The organism is Microbacterium sp. P03, assembly GCF_043556235.1.
Lineage (GTDB): Bacteria > Actinomycetota > Actinomycetes > Actinomycetales > Microbacteriaceae > Microbacterium.
Map to the genome: position 1 here is coordinate 55,355 of NZ_JBIGIM010000007.1, position 25,825 is coordinate 81,179.

General features: G+C 68.2%; 20 protein-coding genes and 1 tRNA gene. 9 read left to right on the plus strand and 12 right to left on the minus strand.

What is annotated here, in order from left to right; translation table 11 throughout:
* Positions 1 to 95: 95 nt before the first annotated feature.
* The 6 genes from ACFXOO_RS15320 (at position 96) to ACFXOO_RS15345 (ending at position 5,908) form a co-directional block, all read left to right on the plus strand.
* Entirely contained in the window at positions 96 to 1,451 is a 1,356-nt protein-coding gene (locus ACFXOO_RS15320; RefSeq protein WP_378843752.1) for a glutamine synthetase family protein, read from the plus strand.
* The gene (locus tag ACFXOO_RS15325; RefSeq protein ID WP_378843750.1) at positions 1,438 to 2,256 is read left to right on the plus strand and encodes a gamma-glutamyl-gamma-aminobutyrate hydrolase family protein; all 819 of its coding nucleotides are present in this window, start codon (positions 1,438 to 1,440) and stop codon (positions 2,254 to 2,256) included. The genes ACFXOO_RS15320 and ACFXOO_RS15325 overlap by 14 nt, the downstream gene beginning before the upstream one ends.
* Positions 2,253 to 3,617, plus strand: a complete 1,365-nt coding sequence (locus tag ACFXOO_RS15330) for an aldehyde dehydrogenase family protein (protein WP_378843748.1) — start codon at positions 2,253 to 2,255, stop codon at positions 3,615 to 3,617. Before ACFXOO_RS15325 ends, ACFXOO_RS15330 begins: the two co-directional genes overlap by 4 nt.
* 179 nt (positions 3,618 to 3,796) lie before the next feature.
* Complete coding sequence (locus tag ACFXOO_RS15335; protein WP_378843746.1) at positions 3,797 to 4,570, plus strand: 3-oxoacyl-ACP reductase; 774 nt, start codon at positions 3,797 to 3,799, stop codon at positions 4,568 to 4,570.
* Between the two features lie 128 nt (positions 4,571 to 4,698).
* Complete coding sequence (locus ACFXOO_RS15340) at positions 4,699 to 5,457, plus strand: FadR/GntR family transcriptional regulator (protein ID WP_378843744.1); 759 nt, start codon at positions 4,699 to 4,701, stop codon at positions 5,455 to 5,457.
* 22 nt (positions 5,458 to 5,479) lie between these two features.
* On the plus strand, positions 5,480 to 5,908 hold the full coding sequence (locus ACFXOO_RS15345; protein WP_378843742.1) for a dehydrogenase: 429 nt from the start codon (positions 5,480 to 5,482) through the stop codon (positions 5,906 to 5,908).
* A 24-nt stretch (positions 5,909 to 5,932) separates the two neighbouring features.
* On the opposite strand, the gene radA is transcribed toward ACFXOO_RS15345, so the two are convergent.
* Entirely contained in the window at positions 5,933 to 7,300 is a 1,368-nt protein-coding gene (gene radA, locus ACFXOO_RS15350) for a DNA repair protein RadA (protein ID WP_378843740.1), read from the minus strand.
* Between the two features lie 74 nt (positions 7,301 to 7,374).
* Here radA and ACFXOO_RS15355 point away from each other — a divergent pair, with 74 nt between their 5' ends.
* Positions 7,375 to 7,821 carry a hypothetical protein gene (locus ACFXOO_RS15355; RefSeq protein ID WP_378843738.1) on the plus strand — a complete coding sequence of 149 codons (447 nt, stop codon included), beginning with the start codon at positions 7,375 to 7,377 and terminating at the stop codon, positions 7,819 to 7,821.
* An 11-nt stretch (positions 7,822 to 7,832) separates the two neighbouring features.
* Here the strand turns inward: ACFXOO_RS15355 and ACFXOO_RS15360 are convergent, their stop codons facing one another.
* Positions 7,833 to 8,786, minus strand: coding sequence for an L-lactate dehydrogenase (locus ACFXOO_RS15360; protein WP_378843736.1), 954 nt, complete (start codon positions 8,784 to 8,786; stop codon positions 7,833 to 7,835).
* Positions 8,787 to 8,838: 52 nt separating this feature from the next.
* Positions 8,839 to 10,272, minus strand: coding sequence for an MFS transporter (locus tag ACFXOO_RS15365; RefSeq protein ID WP_394564027.1), 1,434 nt, complete (start codon positions 10,270 to 10,272; stop codon positions 8,839 to 8,841).
* Between the two features lie 71 nt (positions 10,273 to 10,343).
* Between ACFXOO_RS15365 and ACFXOO_RS15370 the strand changes: the two genes are divergently transcribed.
* Entirely contained in the window at positions 10,344 to 11,249 is a 906-nt protein-coding gene (locus ACFXOO_RS15370; RefSeq protein WP_378843732.1) for an LLM class F420-dependent oxidoreductase, read from the plus strand.
* A gap of 22 nt (positions 11,250 to 11,271) precedes the next feature.
* On the opposite strand, the gene ACFXOO_RS15375 is transcribed toward ACFXOO_RS15370, so the two are convergent.
* Positions 11,272 to 12,645 carry an FtsX-like permease family protein gene (locus tag ACFXOO_RS15375; RefSeq protein WP_378843730.1) on the minus strand — a complete coding sequence of 458 codons (1,374 nt, stop codon included), beginning with the start codon at positions 12,643 to 12,645 and terminating at the stop codon, positions 11,272 to 11,274.
* Complete coding sequence (locus ACFXOO_RS15380; protein ID WP_378853878.1) at positions 12,642 to 13,346, minus strand: ABC transporter ATP-binding protein; 705 nt, start codon at positions 13,344 to 13,346, stop codon at positions 12,642 to 12,644. The genes ACFXOO_RS15375 and ACFXOO_RS15380 overlap by 4 nt, the downstream gene beginning before the upstream one ends.
* A gap of 153 nt (positions 13,347 to 13,499) precedes the next feature.
* Between ACFXOO_RS15380 and ACFXOO_RS15385 the strand changes: the two genes are divergently transcribed.
* Positions 13,500 to 13,589 (plus strand) — tRNA-Ser (locus tag ACFXOO_RS15385).
* Between the two features lie 303 nt (positions 13,590 to 13,892).
* Here ACFXOO_RS15385 and ACFXOO_RS15390 read toward each other — a convergent pair.
* Genes ACFXOO_RS15390 through ACFXOO_RS15420 form a run of 7 tightly spaced genes read right to left on the minus strand, consistent with a single transcriptional unit; the run spans position 13,893 to position 25,769 of the window.
* Positions 13,893 to 14,684 (minus strand): coniferyl-alcohol dehydrogenase, encoded by a 792-nt coding sequence (locus ACFXOO_RS15390; RefSeq protein ID WP_394564029.1) that lies wholly within the window; start codon positions 14,682 to 14,684, stop codon positions 13,893 to 13,895.
* On the minus strand, positions 14,681 to 15,913 hold the full coding sequence (locus ACFXOO_RS15395; protein ID WP_394564030.1) for a family 1 glycosylhydrolase: 1,233 nt from the start codon (positions 15,911 to 15,913) through the stop codon (positions 14,681 to 14,683). Before ACFXOO_RS15395 ends, ACFXOO_RS15390 begins: the two co-directional genes overlap by 4 nt.
* A 22-nt stretch (positions 15,914 to 15,935) precedes the next feature.
* A complete protein-coding gene (locus ACFXOO_RS15400) occupies positions 15,936 to 18,065 on the minus strand; it encodes a hypothetical protein (RefSeq protein ID WP_394564031.1) in 2,130 nt (709 codons plus the stop codon).
* A 35-nt stretch (positions 18,066 to 18,100) separates the two neighbouring features.
* On the minus strand, positions 18,101 to 20,371 hold the full coding sequence (locus tag ACFXOO_RS15405; protein ID WP_394564032.1) for a glycoside hydrolase family 3 N-terminal domain-containing protein: 2,271 nt from the start codon (positions 20,369 to 20,371) through the stop codon (positions 18,101 to 18,103).
* Positions 20,372 to 20,421: 50 nt separating this feature from the next.
* Positions 20,422 to 21,918, minus strand: coding sequence for a family 43 glycosylhydrolase (locus ACFXOO_RS15410; RefSeq protein ID WP_394564033.1), 1,497 nt, complete (start codon positions 21,916 to 21,918; stop codon positions 20,422 to 20,424).
* Positions 21,915 to 24,374 carry a glycoside hydrolase family 2 TIM barrel-domain containing protein gene (locus tag ACFXOO_RS15415; protein WP_394564035.1) on the minus strand — a complete coding sequence of 820 codons (2,460 nt, stop codon included), beginning with the start codon at positions 24,372 to 24,374 and terminating at the stop codon, positions 21,915 to 21,917. The genes ACFXOO_RS15410 and ACFXOO_RS15415 overlap by 4 nt, the downstream gene beginning before the upstream one ends.
* A gap of 42 nt (positions 24,375 to 24,416) precedes the next feature.
* Positions 24,417 to 25,769, minus strand: a complete 1,353-nt coding sequence (locus tag ACFXOO_RS15420; RefSeq protein ID WP_378853864.1) for an MFS transporter — start codon at positions 25,767 to 25,769, stop codon at positions 24,417 to 24,419.
* Positions 25,770 to 25,825: the final 56 nt, after the last annotated feature.

Sequence of the window (25,825 nt, forward strand, 5' to 3'; positions counted from 1 at the left end):
TCTACCTTTGGATGTAAGTTCCTCGTTACAGTTGGTGCACGTCGCAGGGGCATCCCGCCGCATGCGCAGGGGGACGCGGAAGAGGAGAGGGACGGATGCCGGGAAACCTCAGTGTCGCGGAGCTGCAGAGTCGGATCGCACAGGGCGAGATCGACACGGTGATCGTCGCCTTCGCGGATGCGCAGGGCCGCCTCGTGGGAAAGCGCACCTCGGCGCGCTTCTTCACCGACGTCGTCCTGCCGCACGGTGCGGAGGCGTGCAACTACCTGCTGTCGGTGGACGTCGACATGAACACCGTCGAGGGCTACCCGATGTCGAGCTGGGAGACCGGCTACGGCGACATGATGCTGCTGAGCGATCTCGAGACGTTGCGAACGATCCCCTGGCTGCCGGGCACGGCGCTCGTCATGGCCGACCTCGGCTGGGAAAGCGGTGATCGCGTGACGCAGTCGCCCCGCGACATCCTGAAACGACAGCGCGAACGCCTCGCAGACCGGGGCCTCGTCGGCTACGCCGCCACCGAGCTCGAGTTCATCGTCTTCGACGACTCCTATCGCGAGGCCTGGAGCAAGGGGTACCGCGACCTCCAGCCGGCCACCGACTACAACATCGACTACAACCTGCTCGCCTCGACGCGCATGGAGCCGCTGCTGCGCGACATCCGTGTCGGCATGGAGGGCGCGGGCATGTACTGCGAGGGGGTCAAGGGCGAGTGCAACCTCGGTCAGCAGGAGATCGGGTTCCGCTACGCCGAGGTTCTCGAGACCGCCGACCAGCACGCGATCTACAAGAACGGTGCGAAGGAGATCGCCGACAAGCACGGCAAGTCGCTGACGTTCATGGCCAAATTCAACGAGCGCGAAGGCAACAGCTGCCACATTCACCTCTCGGTGCAGGGTGAGGACGGCGACGCGGTGATGGCCGGAGACGGCGAGTACGGCTTCAGCCCGTTCATGGGTCACTGGATCGCCGGCGTGCTGGCCACCCTGCGGGAATTCACCCTCCTGTACGCACCCAACATCAATTCGTACAAGCGCTTCGCCAAGGGCTCGTTCGCGCCGACCGGCATCGCGTGGGGCGTCGACAACCGGACGTGCGCGCTGCGCGTCGTCGGGCGCGGAGCCGGCCTGCGCGTGGAGAACCGGGTGCCCGGCGGTGACGTGAACCCCTACCTCGCGATCGCCGCGATCATGGCCGGCGGACTCCACGGCGTGCAGAACGAACTCGAGCTGCCCCCGCCGATGACGGGGAACGCCTACGCCGCGGGGGTCGACCAGCTGCCGACCACCCTGCGCGACGCCGCTCGACTCTTCGGCGAGTCGACGATCGCGCGCGAGGCCTTCGGTGACGACATGGTCGAGCACTACCTCAACCAGGCGCGGATCGAGGTCGAGGCCTACGACTCCGTCGTCACCGAGTGGGAGAGGGTGCGCGGTTTTGAGCGCCTCTGAGCGCCCGCCGGTCGTCGGACTCACGACCTACCTCGAGCAGGCGAAGCAGGGTGTGTGGGACGTGCGTGCCTCGTTCCTCCCCCAGCAGTACTTCGACGCCGTGACCGCGTCGGGCGGTGCCGCGGTGCTGCTGCCACCGCAGCCGAATCCGGATGCCGCGGCCGAGGTCGTCCTCGACGGCATCGACGGGCTCATCCTCACCGGGGGACTCGACGTCGCTCCCGAACTGTACGGCGCCGAGCGTCACCCCACCACCGATCCTGCGCGCAGCGATCGCGACGCGTGGGAGCTGGCCCTGTTCCGCGGCGCCGAGGTGCGGCGGCTGCCCGTGTTCGCCATCTGCCGCGGACTGCAGCTCGTCAACGTCGCGCGGGGTGGGACCCTGCACCAGCACCTGCCCGAGGCGCTCGGCACGGAGCGGTACCGGATCGGAGGCGGAGTCTTCGCCACGAACGCCGTCGCCGTCGCGCCGAACTCGACCCTGGCGCGGCTCGTCGGAGACGGCGACCTCGATGTGCACAGCTACCACCACCAGGGCGTGGACCGCGTGGGCGAAGGTCTCGTCGTGAGCGGACGCACGGACGACGGTCTGGTGCAGGCGTTCGAGGATCCGGATGCTGCGTACCTGGTCGGCGTCCAATGGCACCCCGAGGAGAACCCCGAGGATCGGCGGCTGTTCGCCGGCCTCGTCGACGCGGCCGCCGAGTTCGCCGCGCGTAAGCACGCCTCTCCGTCCGTCCTCCCGCAGCACCGGAGCGCGCCGGTCGGCGAGCGGACGACGCGAAACGAAGGGATTCTCGCGTGAGCGACACCTACACCCTGATCAATCCGGCCACGGGCCGGGCGTTCCAGGAGATGCCGCGCGCCACGGTGGACGAGGTCGACGCCGCCGTCGCCCGCGCGGTGACCGCTCAGCGCGGGTGGGCAGATGCGGCTCCGGTCGCCCGGTCCGACGCTCTGCGCGCCTTCGCGCGCATCGTCGAACAGCATGTCGAAGAGCTCGCGGCCCTCGAGGTGCAGAATTCTGGGCATCCGATCTCGTCTGCTCGGTGGGAGGCGTCGCACGTCGCGCAGGTGCTCAACTTCTCCGCCGGGGCGCCGGAGCGGTTGTCCGGGCAGCAGATCCCGGTCGCCGGGGGGTTGAACGTCACGTTCCACGAGCCGTACGGCGTCGTCGGCATCATCGTGCCGTGGAACTTCCCGATGACGATCGCGTCGTGGGGGTTCGCACCGGCGCTCGCCGCCGGCAACGCGGTGGTGATGAAGCCCGCCGAACTGACGCCGCTGACCGCGGTGCGATTGGGTGAGCTCGCCCTCGAGGCGGGCCTTCCCGAAGGACTCTTCCAGGTCATCACCGGTGCGGGGTCGGTGGTCGGGGAGCGCTTCGTGACGCACCCCGACGTGCGCAAGGTCGTCTTCACCGGCTCGACGCCGGTCGGCGTCGAGGTCGCGGCGGGATGCGCACGCGGACTCAAGCCGGTGACGCTCGAGCTCGGAGGCAAGAGCGCCAACATCGTGTTCGCCGACGCCGATCTCGAGGCCGCCGCGTCCGCCGCCCCCGGGGCCGTGTTCGACAACGCGGGTCAGGACTGCTGCGCGCGCAGCCGCATCCTCGTGCAGCGGTCGGTCTACGATCGGTTCCTCGAGCTGCTCGAGCCCGCCGTCCGGGACTGGAAAGTGGGCGATCCGTCGCTGGAGTCGACGTCGATGGGCCCGCTCATCTCGGCGGCGCACCGCGACACGGTGGCGTCGTTCGTCGACGATGACCGGGTGGCGTTCCGCGGCTCGGCCCCGTCGGGCGACGGGTTCTGGTTCGCGCCGACCGTCGTCCTGGCGGACCCCGGGGACCGGATCGCGCAGGAGGAGGTCTTCGGCCCGGTCGTGGCCGTGCTGCCCTTCGACGATGAGGCCGACGCGATCCGTCTGGCGAACGACACCGCGTACGGCTTGGCGGGATCGCTCTGGACCGAGAACCTCGGCCGTGCCGTCCGCGTCTCGCGCGGGGTCAAGAGCGGCGTGCTGTCGGTCAACTCCCATTCCTCGGTGCGCTACTGGACGCCCTTCGGCGGCATGAAGGCGTCGGGACTCGGCCGCGAGCTCGGGCCGGATGCCGCGGAGCATTTCACCGAGACGAAGAACGTGTTCTTCGCGACGGATGCCCGGTGAGCGGGCTCGGCGAGCCCGCCGACGCGGTGGCGCGGCGCAGCCGGAGCTGCGTGTCCGGGCGGGGCGGGTTCGCCGGGCCGGAAGCCGCGCAACGTGGGCACGGCACGCTCGTGGCGCGGATCCGCGGGGACGGGAAGGCATGAGATGGCACGGCACGGCGTGGAACGGGAAGGCATGAGATGGATCTGACGCAGAGGCTCAAGGACAGGGTCGCAATCATCACCGGCGGCGCGTCGGGGATCGGCCTGGCGACGGCACGACGGTTCGCGGCCGAGGGCGCGCGGGTGGTGATCGCCGACCTCGATCCCGCGTCGGGCGAGGCGGCGGCAGCCGAGGTCGACGGACTCTTCCGGCCGGTGGACGTCGCGGACGAGGCATCCGTCAACATGCTCTTCGACTCGGTCGCCGGAGATCTCGGACGGCTGGACATCGCGTTCAACAACGCGGGGATCTCCCCGCCCGACGACGATTCGATCGAGACGACCGAGCTCCCCGCATGGGACCGCGTGCAGGATGTGAACCTGAAGAGCGTGTATCTCTGCTCGCGCGCTGCGCTGCGGCATATGGTGCCGCAGGGTCGCGGATCGATCATCAACACGGCATCGTTCGTCGCGCTGCTCGGCTCGGCGACGTCGCAGATCAGCTACACCGCGTCGAAGGGCGGGGTGCTGGCGATGACCCGTGAGCTCGGGGTGCAGTTCGCGCGGCAGGGGATCCGCGTGAACGCACTTTGCCCCGGCCCGGTGAACACGCCGCTCCTGCAGGAGCTTTTCGCCTCGGACCCGGAGCGCGCGCAGCGGCGGCTCGTGCACGTGCCGATGGGACGGTTCGCGCAGCCGGAGGAACTCGCCGCGGCCGTCGCCTTCCTGGCCTCAGACGATGCGTCGTTCATCACGGCGTCGACCTTCGTCGTGGACGGCGGCATCAGCAGCGCCTATGTGACGCCGCTGTGAATCGTCTCGTGCCGCGGACTCCTCAAGAATGCAGCGAGATCGGCGTTCTGGTGGCCACGAGCACGCGGCGCACCGTTTTTTGAGGAGTTGCGCACAGGCGGGTCAGATCACGGCGGGAGGGCGGAGCGATGACATCACGGGCAGACGGTGCGGTGGTGACGCCGGAGGGGGAGCCGCCGCCGCAGCTCACGGAGGTGCACCGCGCGGTCTACCGTCCGGTGCGGCAAGGGAACGCCCTCGAGCACACGGTCGCGCGCCTCGCGCAGACCATCCGCCTCGGGGTCGTCGCGCCCGGGGAATCGCTGCCCTCCGAGCGCGACCTCGCCGGGCTCTACGGCGTCAGCCGTGACACCGTGCGCGAGGCCACCCGCGAGCTGACCGACACCGGCTACCTCGTGCCGCGCCGCGGGCGCTACGGCGGGACGTTCGTCGCCGACCCGCTTCCGCGACCGGTCGACCTCGGCCCGGTCGATCCCGGTGAGCTCGACGACGTGCTCGGCCTCCGCCGGGTGCTCGAGGCGGGAGCCGCGCGCGCGGCGGCCGAGCGTACGCTTAGCGCTCCCGAGCGCGAGGCGCTCTGGGCGCTGCACGCGAACGCCCAGAGCGCGGGCGAAGATCAGTACCGCCGGCTCGACACGCTCCTGCACCTGTCGATCGCCGAGCTCGCCGGCATCCCGTCGGTGATCGCGCTCGTCGCCGAGAATCGGGCCCGCGTCAACGGCTGGCTCGACACCTTCCCGCTGCTGCCCCGGAACATCGAGCATTCGAACGCCCAGCACCAGGAAGTGGTGTCCGCGATCCTGGCCGGGAGGGCGGATGCCGCGGAGGCGGCGATCCTCGATCACCTGGCGGGGTCGGAGGCGCTGCTGCGCGGATTCCTCACCTGAACGGGATCGTTAGGCTGGGGACGTGGCATCGGGAAAGAAGAGCGGGAAGACCGGCAAGAGCGGCAGGAAGAAGACGCCCCTGGAGTTCCGGAACGTGGCGCTCGTGGATGCGCTGCAGACGCAGGACATGGCCGCCGTCGCGTTCGCACTGCGACACGGGCCGACCGTGGTGCCGTTGATGAAAACGGGGACCCGCGACAATCCGCTCGACACAGGTGAGATCTGGACCTACCGCGACCCGAACACCGGCGACATCGCCCTGCTGCTGTTCAGCGATGCCACGCACAAGCCCGAGACGCTGCCGCCCGCGGTCGCCCTGCAGTCGCCGGAGTCGCTGAAGGCGATTCTGGAAGCGCACCAGGCCGAGATCACCACGGTGTTCTTCGACATCGCGGGCCCGCACCCGATGCAGGCCACGCCGGCCGACCTGCTGGCCGCACTTTCGATCTGAGAGGCACCAGCCGCCCGCGCGCGTTCAGAAGCCCGGGGCGGGGTCACCCGGCCGGGCCCTGGCCCGGGTCGTCACGTCGCGGAGCGCCCCACTCAGCGTCTCGGAGCGGTTGTCGATGACCTCGGTGTATCCGAGCCGGGCAGCCTCGCTGCGTCGCTGCGTCACCTGGGTGACGGGGCGGATCTCACCGGCCAGACTCAGCTCGCCGATCGCGGCGAAACCCTTGGGCATCGGCTTCTCGCTCACCGATCCGGCGACGGCCAGTGCGATCGCGAGGTCGGCGGCGGGCTCGGTGAAGCGCACCCCGCCCACCGTCGAGACGTAGACGTCCTTGTCGGAGGTCACGATCTTCGCCTTCTTCTCCAGGACCGCCAGCACCATCGCGACGCGGGCGCTGTCGACCCCGTTCACGACCCGGCGGGGGTTCGGCGCCTTCGTGGCGATCGTCAGCGCCTGCACCTCGACGGGCATCGCCCGTCGTCCCTCGAGGGCGATCGCGACACACGTGCCTGCCTCGATCTTCCCGTGCCCGAGGAACAGCTGGCTCGGGTCGGGAACCTCGGTGATTCCGGCGCCGGTCATGTCGAAGCATCCGACCTCGTCGGTCGGCCCGAAGCGGTTCTTGAGGGCGCGGATGAAGCGCAGCGACGTCTGCCGGTCGCCCTCGAAGTGGCAGACCACGTCGACGAGATGCTCGAGGATGCGGGGCCCCGCGATCGAACCGTCTTTCGTGACGTGGCCGACGATGATGACCGGGAGGCCCCGATCCTTCGCCACCCGGATGAGGGTGGATGCCACCTCCCGCACCTGCCCCGGATGCCCGGCCATGCCGTCGGACAGCGACGACGACACGGTCTGCACCGAGTCGACGATCAGGAGTTCGGGCTGCACCTGGTCGATGTGACCGAGGATCGTGGCGAGGTCGGTCTCGGCCGCGAGGTAGAGCTCGTCGTGCAGCGCACCGGTGCGCTCGGCGCGCAGCCGCACTTGGGCGGTCGACTCCTCTGCGCTCGCGTAGAGCACCCGTCGCCCGGCCCGCGCGCTCGCGGCCGCCACTTCGAGCAGCAGCGTGGACTTTCCGACCCCGGGTTCGCCCGAAAGGAGGATCGCCGCGCCCGGCACGATACCGCCCCCCAGGACGCGGTCGAATTCGCCGACACCGCTCGTGCGCCGCGGGGCATCGGTCGTGTCGATGGTCGTGATCGGACGCGCCGCGCGACCGGCTCCCGGTGCGATCGGGGCGACCGAGCGCGAAATGCCGGGGGACTCGGATGCCTCGACCACGGTGCCCCACTGCTGGCATTCGCCGCAGCGGCCGACCCATTTCAGGGTCGTCCACCCGCACTCCGTGCACCGGTACGGCGCGGCTTGGGTGGGTCTGCGGGTGGCCATCGTCTCAGCGTAGGCGGGACCGGCGACATCGCTGCGGCAGCTCTCCGCGGTCTTCGAGACCGCAGACTGGAGGCATGAGCCAGACCTCGCGCGCCCCGGGTTCGAGCACCGCCCGGCGCCTCGGACGGTGGGTGCTCGGAGCTTTCCTCACGGTCGCCGGCGTCGCCCATCTGACGTTCGCGCGGGAGTCGTTCCGCGCGCAGGTGCCGCCGTGGCTGCCGCTCGATGCGGATCTCGTCGTCCTGGCCTCGGGAGTCGTCGAGGTCGGCCTGGGACTCGCGCTGCTCCTGCTCGGCAGACATCGCGTCGCGGTGGGATGGGTCGTCGCACTGTTCTTCGTCGCGGTGTTCCCGGGGAACATCGCGCAGTACGTCGAGGGACGCGACGCGTTCGGTCTCGACACGGACCTCGCGCGCGGCATCCGTCTCATCTTCCAGCCGCTGCTCGTGCTCTGGGCGCTCTGGTCGACGGGCGCGTGGCGGGCGTGGCGCGAGAATCGACGCCGTCGAGCCCGCGCGTGATCGGACGGGCGTCAGCCCCGCAGCGAATCCGCGACCTCGCGCAGCGCGTCGGCCGAGCGCCTCAGCAGCCCCAGTTCGTCGTCAGAGAACGGCGTCTCGGGGATGGGGAACGCCCCTGAGGCGCTCACGATCGACGGCACCGACAGGGCCACGCCGCTGAGACCGTGGAAGCCGTCGAGCACCGTGCTGACCGGCATGACGGCGTGCTCGTCCTGCAGGATCGCCTCGGCGATGCGCGCACTCGACAGGCCGATCGCGTAGTTGGTCGCGCCCTTGCCGAGGATCACCTTGTAGGCGGCGTCGCGCACATCGACCGCGATGCCGTCGAGCTCGTGCACGCCCATCGGGGGGTGCTGCTCGGTCTGCCAGTCGAGGATGGGGACGGTGCCGATCGTCGCGGTCGACCAGAGGGGGAACTCGGTGTCGCCGTGCTCGCCGACGATGTAGGCGTGCACGCTCGACGACGAGACACCCGCACGGCGCGCGAGCTCCCAGCGCAGCCGAGAGGTGTCGAGCACGGTGCCCGACGCGAAGATGCGCTCGGGTGGAAGACCGGTCGACTCCTGTGCGAGCACGGTGAGCACGTCGCAGGGGTTGGTCACGATGACGTAGATCGCGTTCGGCGCGGCCTCGAGCAGCGCCGGCATCATCTTCTTCATGATGCCGGCGTTGACCCCGGCGAGCTCGATGCGCGTCTGTCCGGGGTTCTGTTTCGCGCCGGCCGTGATGACGACCACGTGCGAGCCCTCCACCACCGACAGGTCGCTGCCTCCGGTGATCTGACTCGACCCGGTGAACTGCGTGCCGTGGGCGAGGTCGAGCACTTCGGCCTCGACCTTCGCGGTGGCGATGTCGTAGAGCGCCACGTGCCGGGCCGACCCGCGGATCAGTGCGGCGTAGGCGACGCTCGCGCCCACGCTTCCGGCTCCGACGACGGTCAGTTTCGAGTTCTCGATGACGCTCATGCGCTCAGTCTGGCAGGGCGGCGAGTACTGCGGCTACGGCGACCCCTGATGTTCAGGTGCTCTGCGGAGCGGACGTGTCGGGGGCCGTGTCGGCCGGGGTGCGCGACCCGTCGGCCGAGGCATCCGCTCTCTTCGTGTTGCGGATGCCGAGGAACGAGGCCACGCCTCCGGCCGCCATCAGGAGGGCCGTCACGACGGCGGCGCGGTGGAAGCCGTCGAGGTCGAGACTGCCGCCGATGATCGCCGCGAGGGCGGCGATGACGAGGAGGCCCGCGACCCGCGAGACCGCATTGTTGACGGCCGAGGCTATTCCCGAGCGGGCTGTGTCGACCGCGCCGAGGATCGCCGCGGTGAGCGGGGAGACGGTGACCGACAGGCCCAGGCCGAAGACGATCATGCTGGGCAGCACCTGCCACCAGTAGTCGAAGTCGGTGCGGACGGTCAGCAGCAGCAGCGCGCCGACGCCCATCAGCAACGGCCCGACCGTCATGAACAGGCGCGGTCCCCAGCGCCCGGCGAGGGTGCCCATACGCGAGCTGAGGACGATCATGAGGATCGTCGTCGGAAGGCTCGCGAGACCCGCGAGGGTCGCGGGCAGTCCCGCGCCCTGCTGCAGGTAGACGGCCACCACGAACCCGTTCAGCGACAGGGCCGCGTAGATGAAGAACGTCGCGACGTTGCCGGTCCAGAAGTTACGGATGCGGAAGAGTCCGAGCGGCAGGATCGGCGACGACGAGGTGCGCTGCCGGAGGAGGAACGCGGTGAATAGCAGGATGCCGCAGACCAGCGGAATCCAGATACCGGGGTCGGTCCAGCCGAGGTTGGGCTGCTCGATCAGCGCGAAGACGGCGGCGCCGAGCCCGAGCGTGCACATGGCGCCGCCGAGCCAGTCGATGCGGGTGTCCGGCCGCCGCTCGTCGTGCGCGGTGAGCCGGGTGAGGAGCCAGAGCGTGATCGCGATCGGGACGACGTTGATGAGGAATACCCACCGCCATGACAGGTAGTCCACGAAGAGCCCGCCGATGAGCGGCCCGGCGATCATCGCGCTCGTGGTGAGGGCCGTCCAGGTTCCGATCGCCTTGCCCTGCAGCGGACCGCGGATGGTCGAGGTGATGAGGGCGAGTGAGCTCGGCACGAGGAACGCCCCGGCGGCGCCCTGCAGAGCCCGGGCGATGACGAGGAACAGGGGATCGAGCGACAGGGCGACCGCGATCGAGGCGACGCCGAACCCGATCAGCCCGATCCGCATGACGAGGATGCGGCCGAAAGCGTCGCTCACCGACCCCGCGAGCAGGATCAGCGCCCCGAGGGCGATGAGGTAGGCGTCGACCACCCACTGCTGGGTCGTCAGGCCGCCGCCGAGGTCGCGGCCGATCGCCGGCAGGGCGACGTTGACGACGGTGCCGTCGAGGAACGCGACGAAGGAGGCGAGTGCGGCGATCGCGACGACGAGCCGCTGCTGCGGGGCGAGGGTGCTCTGGCTCACGGTGCCAACTTAGCCCCGCCGGGGTGACGGGAGGGTGCGTGCGCCGGAGGCTGACGGGCTTAGCCTGAGGAGTGCGGTCGGATGCGGCATCCGACACCCCCACCGGACGGGACGACGTCATGGAATTCGGACTGCACATCGCAGATTTCACCTGGAACACCGGCCCGTCGAAGCTCGGCCCGATGCTGGCGGCCCACGTGCGCAATGCGGAGGCCTCGGGCATCCAGCGCATCACCGTGATGGACCATTTCTGGCAGCTGCCCGGCATCGGACCCGTCGAGCACGAGATGCTCGAGGCCTATGCCACCCTCGGCTTCATCGTGGCGAACACCGAGAAGGCGCTGCTGCACACGCTGGTCACCGGAGTGATCTACCGCGAGCCGGCGCTGCTCGCCAAGGCCGTCACGACGCTCGACGTGCTGTCGGGCGGCCGGGTCGGCCTCGGCATCGGCGCGGCATGGAACGAGGAGGAGTCCGCCGGGATGGGCTTCGAGTTCCCGCCGGTCGCCGAACGCTTCCGGCAGCTCGAGGAGACGATCCAGATCTGCCTGCAGATGTGGTCGGACTCGGAGGAGCCGTACGAGGGTGCGATCTATCAGCTCGGTCGCACGCTGAACTCTCCGCAGAGCATCGCGCGGCCGCATCCGTACCTGATGATCGGCGGCAGCGGCGAGAAGAAGACGCTGCGCATGGTCGCCCAGTACGCGGATGCCTGCAACATCTCGTTCAGCCCCGAGTCGGCGCGCAAGCTCGACGTGCTGCGCGGGCACTGCGACGCGGTCGGCCGGGACTACGACGAGATCGAGAAGACCGCGATGATCCCGATCACGCCCGAGTCGACGCCCGAGACCGTCGCCGCGACCGTGCGCGAGATCGCGGAGGTCGGCTTCACCGCGACGTACGTCTTCGCCGTGGGCATGCCCGAGCCCTCGCAGGTCGTCGACGTCATCGCCGGAGCGGCGGCGCTGGGCGAGTGACGGATGCCGTGGCCGGCCCGGCTCAGGCCGGGCCGGTGGCGACGGCGCGCAGCAGCGGCCGAGTGACGGCGAGGGCCGCCCAGACGATGAGCACGCCGATCCCGATGGTCGCTACGATCACCACGATCGAGACGGGGCTGACGATCAGGGCGATCCCCGTCAGCGGCAGCAGCACGACGGCTGCCGCGACGGCGGAACCGACCACGGCCACCCGCACCGGAAGCATCGTCTCTCGTCGGCGCGCAGCATCCATCGTCCGTGAGGGGACGCCGAGCAGGCTGAGCCCGCGATACAGCTCGGTGCGGTCGAGGATGCCGGTGGCCTGACCGATCGCCGTCGCGCACGCCACCATGACGAACGTTCCGATGACCGTGATGGCGAGCCCCGTGCGGATGTCGGTGACCAGAGCGGCGTCGGCGGATGAGGCGCCGCCGGTCGCGACATCCATCAGTGCCGCGCCGACGCCGGCGAACACGGCCACGAACGACGCCATCGCCAGCGGCGCGACCTGGCGCCATATCGCGTGGGGGCTCTCGAGCATGGCGCGCGCGGCAAGGAGGCGCTCCGGGGTGCGGGCCCGACGCACCTCGAGCCGCGCCAGCACGCGGACGAGCCAAGGGCCGATCACCGAGAGCGCGCCGAGGATGCCCGCGCAGACCGCGCCGAGGACGACCACGAGGGCGATCATCGACGTGGCCGCGCCGAGGAGGCTCATCACCGCGTAGCCGAGGCCGATGGCGACGACCGCGATCACGGCACGGATCGCGGCGACGTGCGGTGCCGCGTCGCGAGTTCGCACACCGAGCGGCGAGACGACGACGCGCCGCAGGCTCGCGATCGCGCTGACCGCGGCCAGAAGCACGATGCCCGCACAGACGACGACGATCGCCCACACCGGCAGGAGCACGCCGCCGGCGGTCAGCGCGGCACCCCGGAATCGGATGAGCCCCACGAGCGGCGATGTCGCCAGGAACACGACGGTGCCGGCGAGCGAGCCTGACCCGGCCAGGGTCGTCGCTTCGAGCACGGCGATCGAGCGGACCGTGGTGCTCGAGGCTCCGAGCAGTCGCAGCGTGGCGAGGCGGTCGTCGCGTCGACGTGCCGACAGGCGGGCGGCGGCCCCGCCCACGGTGACGAGCGGCACCAGAAGCAGTGCGAGGGCGACCACGGCGAGCAGCTGGTAGAGCCCGGCGAGGTCGTCGGTCGTCGTCCAGAACGTCTGCGCGCCCCCGACCACGATAAGCACCAGAGCGGTGACGGCTGCGAAGGCGACGACCGGCAGCAGCACGGTGCCCTTCCGGGTGACGCCGGGTCGCAGGAACAGGCGCGTGAGGGCGAGGGCGGATGCTGCGCCACGGCGTCGAGGCCGGACCGATGTGAGGACGCCTGAGGTCATGCCGACACCGCCCGACCCGCGCGCTCGCCGACGACGCGGCCGTCGCGCATGTCGACGATGCGGTCGCACTGCCGGGCGATCTGGTCGGAGTGGGTGACGAGGACCAGAGTGGAGCCCCGGCCGGTCGTGGAGGCGAGGAGGGCCGCCATCACCTCGTCGGACGTGCGGGAGTCGAGGGCTCCCGTCGGCTCATCGGCGAAGACGATCCCGGCTCCGGTGACCTGCGCGCGGGCGATCGCGACGCGCTGCGCCTGGCCGCCGGAGAGCTGTCCGATACGGCGGTCCTCCATGCCGGCCAGGCCCAGGTACTGCAGCCACGGCGCGGCCTTCCGTTCGGCCTCGGGCCGCGGCATCCCGGTGATCATGAGGGCGAGTGCGACGTTCTCGATCGCGGTGAGCTCGGGCACGAGCATGCCCTGCTGGAAGACGAAGCCGAACGATTCGCGGCGCAGTCGAGTGCGATCGGCGTCGTCGAGGGTGGTGACGTCGGTCGTCGCCCCGTTCGCCGCCAGGTGCACGGCGCCCGAGTCGGGGAGCACGATGCCGGCGAGGACATGCAGGAGCGTCGTCTTGCCCGAGCCGGATGCGCCCATGATGGCGACGGACTGGCCGGCGAAGACGTCGAGGTCGACCCCGGCGAGGGCGACGGTCTGCCCATAGGTCTTGGTGAGGGCGCGGGCGTGGAGGAGCGGAACGGTCATGGGTCAAGTCTTCGCGCGGGCCTGTCGCGGCGCGTCGGGCGGAAGGGTGATCCGGGTCATCCTGGGGGATGATCCGGATTGCGTGCGCGCTGTGAGGTGTGCGGACCTGACGCCGATTCGCCGCATCCCCGCGCGTGTCGTAAACTCGACGACGGTGACGTGTCCGAGCGGCCGAAGGTGCAACACTCGAAATGTTGTGTAGGTTCACCCCTACCGTGGGTTCAAATCCCACCGTCACCGCCATTTAAACCCCTGATCAGCGGCACTTTCGAGTGTCGCTTTTCGGCATTTTGGGAACAAATCGGGAACATTTTCTTGCCGATTTCTTTTCCGATTGGGCCGGTGGCTAGCGGAAAAGTGCTCATTCGTGGCACGAGACCCGCATAGATCCGCGAGTTCCTCGCGCAAAAGGGGCTGAATCTACTGTGTTTATGCCCCACGGTAAGTAGATCTCGGACAATGCGGCGGCGTCGCGGTCACTGCACGCGAGTTCGCCGATGCCGGTGTCCGAGGCTCGCAGTGAGCGAGGGTCGCCTGAGGCGCAACTCAGCCGGCCCGCACCTCCGTCGCCTGGATGGCCGAATTTCCTCCGTCGACCGCGAGATCGGCGCCGTTCACGTACGACGCGCCGCGGCTGTTCAGGAAGAGCAGTGGCAGGACCTGCTCCTGCACCGTCGAAGCCCGCCCGCTCGGTCTCAAGGAGGCAGCGAGTAATTCGGGAGGGAAGGCCTGCTGGCTCACCTCGAGCAGGGCTGTGTCGACCTGCCCGGGACTTGCGGCGTTGATTCGCAGCCCGCGCTTGACCAGCACGCTCGACTGTTGCAGCGTCCACACCGTGAGTGCTTGTTTGCTGAACGGATATCCGTGCCCGGCGATCTTCTCGTGCTCCTCGTACCAGGCGAGCCCGGAGTCGTATGAGGGAGTGTCCACGAACTCTCGGATGACAGGGAGATGGTCTCTCCATGCCCCGGCGACGCTCGAGGACACATTGGCGATCGCACCTCCCGGGGGCATTATTTCAATAACACGCTCCGTCAGCAGGCGCGGGCCCAGGAAGTTGACCTTGAGTATCTCGCGGGAGGAAAGGGTGGGCGGCGCGCCCGCGCAGTTGAAGAGCGCGTCGACGGGCCCGCTGAGCAGCGAAGTGGCGTGATCCACGGAATCCACCGACGCAAGGTCCACGCTGTGGAACTGTGCAATCGGGAAGGTCGGACGTCGTCGACTCAGCCCGAACACCTCCGCCCCGAGGTCGACGAGGGCGCGAGCCGCCGCCTCCCCGACTCCGGACGAACAGCCGGTCACCACGACCCGTGTGCCTCGATAATCTGCGAATGTCATGCGGCGCCTTCCGACGGGAGGGATGCGGCGCTGAGCGCGCCTCTGCGGGCGACCGCGCCCAGCCAGGCGAGGCTCGGCTTGGGCGTGCGGGTGAACGTCGTGCGGTCGACCGCGATGAGGCCGAAGGTCGGCTCCCAGTGGCCCCATTCGAAGTTGTCCAGAGCGCTCCAGTGCAGGTAGCCACGGACATCCACCCCCTCGTCCGCCGCCGCGAGTAGGTGCGTCAGCGCCTCCGACGTGTAGGCGACGCGCCGATCATCGTCAGGGGTGGCGATACCGTTCTCGGTCACGACAATCGGCACCCCCTGAGTGATCGCCCACGCGTGGCGGACCGCGATGCCGAGCGCATCGGGGCGATACGGGGTGCCGACCATCGTGTTGTCGGGGTTGGGGGGGTTCGGCACCAGACCGGTCTGATCCACGGCCTGGGTGGAGTAGGCCTGGACACCGATGAAGTCGTCGCCGCGTGCGCCTTCGAGGAAGACGTCTTCGCGGGCGTAGCGCTCCTGCTCGAGCCGCGATGCCGAAGTCGCGTCGGCCGCGTACAGCGCAAGATTCGCCACGGTCCAGCCGACGGCGGAGGTGGTGTGTTCCCGCACGATCGACCGCGCCGCATGGTGCGCGTCGATCAGCCTCCGAGTTGCCTCGGGTGAGGGGAGCGGCAGGACGAATCCGTCTGCCCGCTGGACGGTGGGCGTGTCGATCTCGGGAACGGCGTCCGCGTTGATGGCTCCGGCCATCAGCATCATGAAAGCGAACATGTTGGGCTCGTTGATCGTGCAGACCCACGGCACACCGTCGAGGATGTCGCAGACCCGCGTGACGTAGGCGGTGAAGCGTTCGATCGCGGTGTCGCCGAGCCATCCGCCTTCTTCGATGAACCACCGGGGGCTGGAGAAGTGATGCAGCGTGACGACGGGTGTCAATCCGAGACGGATCGCGGTGTCGATCATCCGGCGATAATGAGCGAGTTCGGCGAGCGAGAACTGCCCTGGGAGCGGCTCGACGCGCGCCCATTCGATGCCGAAACGGTAGGCGTTGAGTCCGGCGTCGGCGAGTAGCCGCATGTCGTCTTCGTAGCGGTGGTAGCTGTCGACGGCGTCGCCGCTGGGGTTGAAGTGCGGCATCCGCTGTTCGTAGACCCACCAGTCGCTGTTGAGGTTGTTGCCTTCGATCTGGTGCGGCGCGGTGGATGCGCCCCACAGGAAGGTCGGCGATGGGTCTGTCATTCTCGTTTTCCGATCTTTCGGGTCAGGGCCATGGGATGAAGCCTTCAGCGCGCACGGTCCACCCCTTGGGAAAGCCCGCGGGTGTGCCGTCGTCGCCGCCCGCGGCGAGGAGAGAGAGGGCGGCGAGAAGCGCGCCGTTGCCGGGGAGGTAGAGCGGCAGCGCAGCCCCCAGCTGAGGATTGTGACCGACCGCCGTGAATGCGTTTCGCCGCTCGTCGCGAAGCAAGATCTGAACGGCAAGGTCCGGTCGGCCGAGTCGAGTTGCCGTCATAGCCATCATGGGGAAGTCCCACCCCCACGCGGAGGGCCACTCCCAATCGTTGAGGATGTCGGCGAGGGTGGCAGCCATCACGTTCGCCTCGATCAGTGGGGTGGCGGGGACGAGCCCCAGAGCTGCCGTCGCGGACGGGTGGTCGTCTCGCCGCAATGGTCCCGGGTCACGGACAGCGCGGTAGAGGCCGTCGACCTGCAAAGGCTGTGCGAGGTGATTCTGAACAAGGGTCCACTCATCGTTCCGATCGAGCCCTGAGCGCTCGCGCCACCGCTGGGCGATTTCCAAACCCCACCACCAGTAGGCCAACTCGAATGTGGGGTCTTGGGTGAGGGTGGCGTCGTAGAACTCTTGGGCCGGCATGATCGGTGGGCCGAGATGGTAGGACCCCTCATGTTCGTCGGCGAAGGCGCTCATGAAGGTCGCCGTCTCGGCTACGAGATCGGCGAAGCGTGCCAGCAGCTCGCTGCGATGTGGCTCGACGGACGCGCGCCAGACGAGCTCGAGCATGTAGAGGATGTGCGGTTGCTGCCAGGCCAGCAGCGACCCGATGGGTGTGGGGCTTTCGCGCCCGTCCGGGCCGACTTGCTTTGGCCAGCGCGCTCCGGAGTAACCCTGTCGCGCTGCTGTGGCGCGGGCGACGTCGAGGACGGTCTCGTACCAGGGGAGGCTGCGTTCGAGCAGTTCGGGGCGCCCCCAGGTGGCGAAGTGGGCGGCGTGCCACGGATGCATCTCGAGGTGGAACTTACCTTGCCACGAGTTGGTGGTCAGGCCTGTTTCCTGCGGAGGGAGGATGCCGGCGCTGTTGACGCGGGTGAGGTATTGGGACAGGACCGCTCGTCGCTCGAGTTCTGCGGCCCGGGGGTCGTTTGTGTCGGAGAAGTCGAGTGCCGCTCCGCTCAGCCAAAAGTGCTCCCACGCCTTTTCTGCACAGGCGGCGACCGTGGTGAAGCTTGGAAGAGTCGCTTTTGGAATCGCGGCCGGCGCGAACGACACCACCACTTCGAGGTGCGGTGCGTGGTGATCGGGATGGGCGGAGATGAGAAAGAGGTGGGGTCGATCGCCCGGCTCGATTGCTGCACCGGTCGTGGCTGCGATCCCGACGTCGTACTCAGTTGCGTCCACGTGCCGGCGGATGGTCGCCTCATGGCCGTGGACGTCCAGGTGGGACTCGTGCCGGTCGGTGGCAGCCCAGTCGGAGCTTTGGAAGAACCCTGTGCTCGCATACGGGAACTCCACTTCCACTTGGGCGCGCTGATCGGCTAACAGTGTCGACTCGATGCGGAAAGCCACGACTGACGACTCCGGCTCGGCAACGGTGGTGACCCGCACCGGCGCGTCGGCGTAGAGGAAGTCGCTGGTGACGATGCCCCTCCACAGATCGAGGGTCTGCGTCGGGTCCGCGAGTGCGGTGGGGTCCGTTTCTACGGGCGCGGTCGCGGAGCGGCGAAGGCGAAGGCCGATCCGACCCAGGTTCAGGCGGTGCGGATTCTCGTGCAGCCAGGTTCCTGCCTTCAGTTCGTCAGGCACCTGGCCCATCGCGGCAGCGTGCATGTCGTAGCGGTCGGGGTACCGCACCGCGCCGCGCGCGGTCTGGTATTCCGACATCGCGTCATTCAGCGTGTAACCCGCGGGATTTGGCATCTCGTGCCAGCCCCAGTTGCTCATCGTGCACAGGGAGATCACGGGCAGACTACTCGCCGAGCCTGACGCGCGGTCTGGAGCGGACTCTACGGCCCTCATCATTTCGGTCAGCTGGTCGTGAGCGGCTGGGAAGGTCTGCATGCCCGTGATGTCGACGGTGAAGGCGAAGTCGCCGTTGCCGACGGTGAGGACCTGGTCGGGCGCGAAAGATGTCAGCTGTATATTGTGGCGGCTCACCAGAGCGCGTCGGTCGATGGGTGCCCCAGATGAGATCACTCGTGGATCTCCAGCGTCGTAGCGATGTCTGCGGTGGAGTCTCCCCCGACCCAGATGTCGATGATCGTGGGATCTTGGTCGAAACGGCGGGTGACGGCGCTCCAGTAACGAAGCTGGTCCGGGCCGACGGGGAACGTCAGCGTGCGCGTCTCTCCTGCCTGGAGAGGGACGCGCTGGAAGCCCTTGAGTTCGCGGACCGGTCGCGACGAGGTGCCGTATCGCTGGTGGATATACAGCTGGACCACCTCGTCGGCCGCGCGGCCCGACGTGTTACGCACCTCTACCGATACCCGGGTCGCCTCGCCCACACTGATCGCACTTTTCTCGACTCGAAGATCGGTGTATTGGAAGGTGGCGTACGACAATCCATGTCCGAACGCGTACAGCGGGGTGCTGGCTTCTTCGAAGTAGCGTTCTGCCTGGTTCTCGGGCTGGAAAGTGCGGTAGTGCGCGTAGACGAGCGGTACCTGGCCGACATGGCGGGGCCACGTAAACGGCAGCCTGCCGGCCGGAGACACCTCACCGAGCAGCACCCGGGCAACAGCATCCCCTCCCCGCGTTCCCGGATACCACGCCTGCACGATCGCCGCGACGTTGTCGTCAGCCCACCGCAGATCAAGGGGACGTCCTGAGACGACGACCAGGACCACGGGAGTGCCGGTCGCGACGACACGCTGCAGCTGCTCGAGCTGGCGGCCGGGCAAGTCGAGTGTGGCGGTCGACGCCTTTTCCCCCGCTTGGTTCTGCCGCTGGCCGACGACCAAAATCGCTACATCGGCGGATGAGGCGACCTCGACGGCGTGGGCGATCTCAGTATCGTCGTCCCAATCGGCCGGGGTTTTCGCGACCGTGGGGTCGGCCTCGTCGAACATCGAGGGGAAGATCCGATCCGGAATCCCGGCTCCCGGGGCGTACGAGACTGTCGTATCCCCGAGCCGTGACGTGATGCCCTCGAGGATCGTGACGGTTTCGGAGGTGTCGTGGTCGAAGACCCACGGCCCGAGAAGATCGCGCTTGCTGTCGGCGAGTTGCCCGATGACCGCGACCGCGCCTAAGGCGTTGCGTGCGAGCGGCAGCGCCTTGTCCACGTTCTTCAGAAGGACGATCGACTGCTCGGCAGCGGTTCGGGCAACGTCGCGGTGCGCGACCGAGCTCAGGACGCCGGGGGTGATGGTGTCGTCGACGAAGGGGTTTTCAAACAGGCCGAGCTGGAACTTCGCCTTCAGCACGCGCCGAACAGCGACGTCGAGCGAGTCCTCGCTGACCGTGCCGTCGGCGAGAGCTTGCGGCAGACGCGAGTACGCGGCGTCGGCCATGACCATCTCCATGTCGAGCCCGGCGTTCAGTGCGCGGGACGCGGCGTCCGTCAGATCCTTTGCGAAGTGCTGGACCTCGAGCGATCGAACCGCGTTGGCGTCCGATACGACGAAGCCCTCGAAGCCCAGCTCGTCACGGAGGATGTCGGTCAGCAGCCAACGGTTGGCCGACGCGGGTACCCCATTGAGGTCCATATATGCGCTCATGACGTTCGCCGCGCCGGCGTCGATGGCCGCCTTAAACGGCGGGAAGTAGACGTTCCACAGTTCGGAGTCGGAGACATCGGCATCGTCGTAGTCACGACCCCCGCGGGCGGCACCGTAGCCGGCGAAGTGCTTCGGGCCGGCGAGGATGCGTTCGGTGCCGAAATCACCTTGGAAGCCGCGCACCTGCGCTGCGGCGACGGCCGCGCCGAGCACCGGGTCCTCTCCGGCGCCCTCGAAGATCCGACCCCAGCGAGGGTCGCGGGCGATATCGACCATGGGCGCGAACGTCCAGTGGATGCCGGCCGCCCGCGCTTCCCGCGCCGCAACAGTCTGCGCCTCTTCGATAAGGGCTGGGTCCCAGCTCGCCGCCAGACCGATCGGCGCAGGGAAGATCGTACGGAGACCATGGACCACGTCGAAGCCGAACAGCAACGGGATACCGAGCCGGGTCTCGTGGACGGCCATCCGCTGCAGTCGGTTGATGACTCGCGGCTTCGTGACGAACAGCGCGGAGCCGACCTCACCCCTGGCCAGTGCTGCCTCGACGGCGAGGGGCTGGTCGAGGAACGCGCGGTGCTCGGGCGGGAGTGAATCGATGTCGAATCCTTCGGGCAGTTCCATGCCGCCGAAGTAGAAGTACTGGGTCAGCTGTCCGGCCTTCTCTTCCACCGTCATTAGGGAGAGGAGGTCGGCGATGCGATCCTCGACGGGTGCGGTCGGATCGCGGTAGATCGATTCGGTCATGTGGTTCTCGTTTCATGAAGTGCGTCACCCGCGGCGGCGCGGGAAACAGCTCAGTCCGACGTGAGGGACTCCGGGATGGTGTACTGGATGCTTCGCACGAGGATCTGACCGGTGAGTGCCTGCACGCCGAAGACTCGTCCGGTGAATCCGCCGGCGACCTCGGTGGAGAGATAGCGGCCATCGAACGCCCCGAAGATGTGCTCCTCGCCTGCCGCGGTGACGGCGAGTTCGACGAGATCCGGCTCAAGCGATACGCCGTGCGGCAGAAGCGTCGGCGCGTGCGCGCTGATCCGAAGGGTCGGGGCGGCGCCCTCCGGGACGTCCCAGTGGCCGGCCGAATGGGCGACCGGCCCGATGACAACCTTTGCCTCTACGACAGCTCCGTCGTAGGTCAGGCCGTACCAATGACGGTCGTCGATCCGCAGGAGGAACCGGCCGGCGGCGCGATCGTTGAGCGGCTCGAATACGGCCGACGCGCTCCAGACGACGTCCCTCGCCCGAGCTGCCAGAAGGGTGCTGCCCGCACCGGCATCCGCGTCGATGACGAGACCATCATCAGCGCCGTGGCGGGAGAAGGACTGGGGGAACCGCCCGACCCCCAGCCAACGATCGTGCAACCTGGGGCTGACGAACCGGTCCTCGAAGGAGCGATCTACCACGGGCGCGGTGAAGCGGTCCTCGTCCACATGGGGCCAGCCGTCGACCCAGTGGATGCCGACGACGAAGGTTTCGCGGCCGTTGACGTGGAAACCCGGCGACTGCCCGCGGGGTCGCACGCCCAAGTGCAGGGCTGCCCACGTGCCGTCTGCGAGTTCGACCAGATCGGCGTGGCCCGTGTTCTGCACGGGGTGGGTAAGGCTTCGGTGGCTGAGAAACGGATTTCCAGGTGCCGACTCGAAGTCTTCGTCCAGGGTGCGGGCGCGGGCGATCGTCGCCGCGTGACCCCGCTCGGTCCCCCCCTCGGCAAGGAGCAGGTACCACCACCCATCGATGCGGTACAGATGGGGTCCCTCCGGGAAGGCAAGTCCCGTGCCTTGCCAAAGGGGCCGCGGCGACGCCAGCATCTCGCCCGTCTCCGTGTCTATGGGGGCGGACTGGATGCCGGGCTGCTCAGGATCGAGTGAGCACCACGTCACGTGAGCGGTGCCGTCGTCGTCCCACGCGATATCTGGGTCGATGCCGATCGCGCCGGCGATGTGAACAGGATCGGAGTAGGGGCCGGCCGCGTCCTCGGCGTGGATCAGGAAGTGGCCTCGGCCGAGGGGGATGTCGTTGACGTTCGTGCCGATGATCCAGAATCGTCCGTCGTGGTGGCGGATTGTCGGGGCGAAGATCCCGGCACTGGGATAGCCGTCATGCTCGGCGATCTGAGTAGCTCGGGTCAGCGCGTTGCCGATCGGAGTCCAAGTGACGAGATCAGTGCTGGAGTGGATCGGGATGCCGGGCAGGTACTCGAAGCTCGAGTTGATCAGGTAGTAGGTGTCGCCCACTCGACAGATCGACGGATCGGGAAAGAAGCCTGGGAGAACAGGGGTGGTTGAGGTCACGATGCGTTCCTCGGGCTCGTTGTGGAGGCTGGAGTCAGACCCGGCACGTGAAGCGCAGTTCCGTCGAGGGTCAAGGTGGCGTCACCGTGCCGCTGAGAGGTCACGTTCAGGACGATCTCGCCGTCCAGGCCGGTACCCCGCACGATGGCGAGGGCGCGGCCCCGGTACGTGGTGCGTTCCGTGTCGACGAAACTCTCCTCCGTCGAGGGTGCCGCGCTGCCGAGCGCCGCAAGCACGCCGGGCCCCGAGACAGTCACCGAGACGTGATCGACGGATGCCGCATCCACGACTCCATCTCCGTCGGCGAGTTCGACCCACACATAGGAGAGGCTGTCCGGACCGGTCAGCTGTTCGGTCTCGGCGCGCAGCCGCAGTCGCGGCTCGCCGGCGGATCGCAGGCTGCTGCGGCCCGTCTCGACGCCCTGACGGTACGCGATGGCGACGAGCTCACCGGGTTCGTACGGGGTGTGAAAGCGAGCGACGAAGCCCCGTTTCGGGCCAGAGGCCCGTCGACCCAGTGAACGGCCGTTGAGGATGAGTTCCACTTGGTCTTCGGCAGAATACACCTCGATGTCGGCCCTACCGGTGAGGCCGCGCCACGACCAGCTAGTGACGGCATCCGTGGATAGCCAGGGGGTCTTGTTGGGTCTTTGGCCCGCTTTGTCGACCGGGCGGACTGCGATCCCTGGGGCATCCGTGATACCCCACACAGCCTGAGCAAGCAGAAGTGTTGCCGCCGACGCGCCGGTGATGTCGAACACGCCGCACCCTGCCAGGACGCCCGGGTAGGGCTTGGCGATGCCGCCTGGCTCTTTGCCGTACGACCAGTAGCCGAGGCCGACTTCGCCGAGGTAGTCCCAGCCTGTCCAGCTGAAGTCGCCGATCACGCCGGGGATCGAGGTGACGCGTTTCCAGATGGCCGGCAGATCTCCCGGCATCGATTCCGTGCCGACGATGACGCGGTCCGGGTAGCGTTTGCGGGCGCGGCGGTAGCTCGCGTAGCCGTAGTTGTACCCGGCGATGTCGACGCTCGCGAAGATGTCGCGCGAGGCGTTGTCAGCGGCGGGCAGCATAGACGCGAGGACCATCATCCTGCCGAGCTTCGCCGTCATCAGGTTGGCGGCGGTGCTTGTGGCCGGCGTTCGCTCCGGCGGTGTCGCGTCGCCTCCCTCTGCGGGCTTGGCCTTCGCGGCCATCATCGCCAGCAGCGGGTTGACGGCGATCGTCGTGTGACGCGTGGGGTCGACTTCCGTGAAGTAGGCCTGGATCTCAAGTGCGAGGTCGACGCCGGGCCCGGTGGCCGACTCGGCGATCTCATTGCCGATGGAATACATGATCACCGACGGCCGATTGCGGTCGGTGGCGATCATCGCGGCGGCATCCGCACGCCATTCGTCACGGAAATGCTCGGCGCGGTCGTGTGAGGTTTTGTGGGCGAACCACACATCAGTGAGTTCATCCATGACGTAGAGTCCGAACTCGTCACACGCATCGAGGAACGCGCGCGACAACGGATTGTGCGCACTTCGGATTGCGTTGTAGCCGGCCTCCTTGAGCAGACGCGCGCGGCGACGCTCCGCATCCGTCCACGTAGCCGCACCGAGCAGTCCGTTGTCGTGATGCACCGCAGTGCCGCGGAGGAGCACCTGTTCGTGGTTGATGCGCAGGCCCTGACGAGCATCGACCTCGATCGTGCGAAGACCCGTCCGGCGGTGACGTTCGTCGAGGGTCTGAGCGTCGAAGAGCACGCTCACGCGCACGTCATAAAGGTGTGGGTGCTCTGCCGACCAAAGCCGCGCATCCGCGATCGGGATGCTGACATTCGCGACGCCCTTCGACACAGACGCGGCGCCGGATGCCTCGACCTTACCGTCGAGCTCGAAAGCGACGAAGACCTCGGCGGACGCGGGGACGGGGCCGTCGATACGCGTCTCCACATCGACGACCGCGTCGCTGCGCTGACGACCCTGGTCGACCGTGCGCGTCACGATCCGGACGCCGTCGGGTGCGATGTGCACGGCACCGTCGGACTCCAGCCACACGGGCCGGTAGATGCCGGATCCGGTGTACCAGCGGCTGTTCGGCACGTGACGGTTGTCGACGTAGACCTCGATCGTCAACGCCTCGCCCGGGGTGACGACATCGAGCGGAACGCTGAACTCTCGGTACGGGCTGTCGTTGCGACCGATTTCGCGGCCGTTCATGAAGACGCGGGTCGCCCCGTAGACGCCCTCGAACGTCAGACGCTGCGAGCGTTTCCCCGCATCGTCCGGTGCCGTCCACCGCTTGCGATACACGTATGCCCCGCCCGCGAAGAATCCGCCGTGGTTGTCGGTGCCAGCATCTGCCGACCGCGGCTCGCCGATCATGGCGTCGTGGGGGAGACGAACCGGGATGCCCGCGTCGACGCCGTCGCGGTGGAAGGTCCAGCCATCCGTGAACAGAGTGGTGGTCATTGTTTCAGCTCCAAGTCAGTCGCGACGGATGGTCGGACGCGCTCAGCGGACGCTCTTGACCTTCCACTGGACGATGATCCCAGCGGTGATCGTCAGGACCGATGCGACGATGAAGAGCAGGCCGTAGTTCTTCTGATCGCCGCTCGCGCCGATCAGGATCAGCGGAGCCGCGACGAGCGGCGCGAAGCCCTGTGCGATGGAGGTGGAGTAACCGTTGATGCCGAGGAACCGGCCGGCATCCGTGTCTTTCTCGGGAAGAACGTTCAGCACGAGGGCCTGATCGACGGAGGAGAACACACCCAGCGCGAGCCCGGTGAGCGCGGATCCGATGAGGAGGACGCCGAAGTTGCTGCCCCCGAATGCGAGCGTGATCGCCCCGGCGGTGTACACGATGCCGGAACCGAGGACGAAGATCTTTCGGCGGCCGAGCTTGTCGGAGAGGATTCCACCCAGGAGTGCGCCGACACCCGTCACGGCGAGGCTGACGAGCGACAGGATGACGATGATTCCGCCGATGTCGGCGACCTGTCCACCCTCGCTGAGGCGGGAGGCGAAGAACAACGACGTGAAGGTGGTCGAGAAGGTCACACCCGTCATGAACAGCAGGCGGGCCAGCCAGTTCCAGGCGAAGTCCGGGTAGCTGCTTGGTTTGAAGACCATGCTCCCGAGCACCTTCGCGGCGGTCATCGAGTCTGCGAATTCGATACCGCGGGTGTCGCGCTCCGGGATGAAGATGAACCACGCGACGAGGCTGAGGAGTCCGACGGCGCCGGGAACGAGGAATACCAAGAAGTTGTTGCCGATGAACGCGCTAGCAAGGCCCACGCCGAAGACCGGCGCGACCATCTGGACGAACCCGGTCATACCGGCCACTCGCCCGTACTGCGATTCGGGTAGGCGATCAGCCTGCGACTGGATGAGCGAGTTCATGGTGGTGCTCCACCCGAACGACGTGATCACCCACCCCACCAGAAGCAGCGGGACCCCTGTGGCGGAGGCGACGACGGCGAGGCCGATGAAGCCGACGACCGCGCCGCCGAGGCCGAACTGGCGGCGTCTGCCGAACCTCGACCGCGTACGGTCGCTCCAGATCCCCATCAGAGGACCGGTGATCGTCGTCACGATGGCGGCAATGCCGATGATGTAGCCGAGCACTTCGACGTTCTGCGGCACCAGCTCCTGCACGCGCAACGCGAGCGAGATGCCGATCGGCGCGACCAGGGCGACATACGCGCCGAACATCGCGAGCAGCAGGAACACGATGTACTTCGGCCGCACCGGCGTGCGAAGCGTACCGGTGGCCGTGTTCTCCGCGAGCGTGTCGGCGGCCAGTGCCTGCTGCGCGGGCGAGGTTGAAGCGCCGGGGACTGTCGGCGCGTTCGGGTTATCCGACATGAGGACTCCTTTGTCATTCGGCCGGGGCATCCGGCCAGCCAGGTGGCGTCACGCAT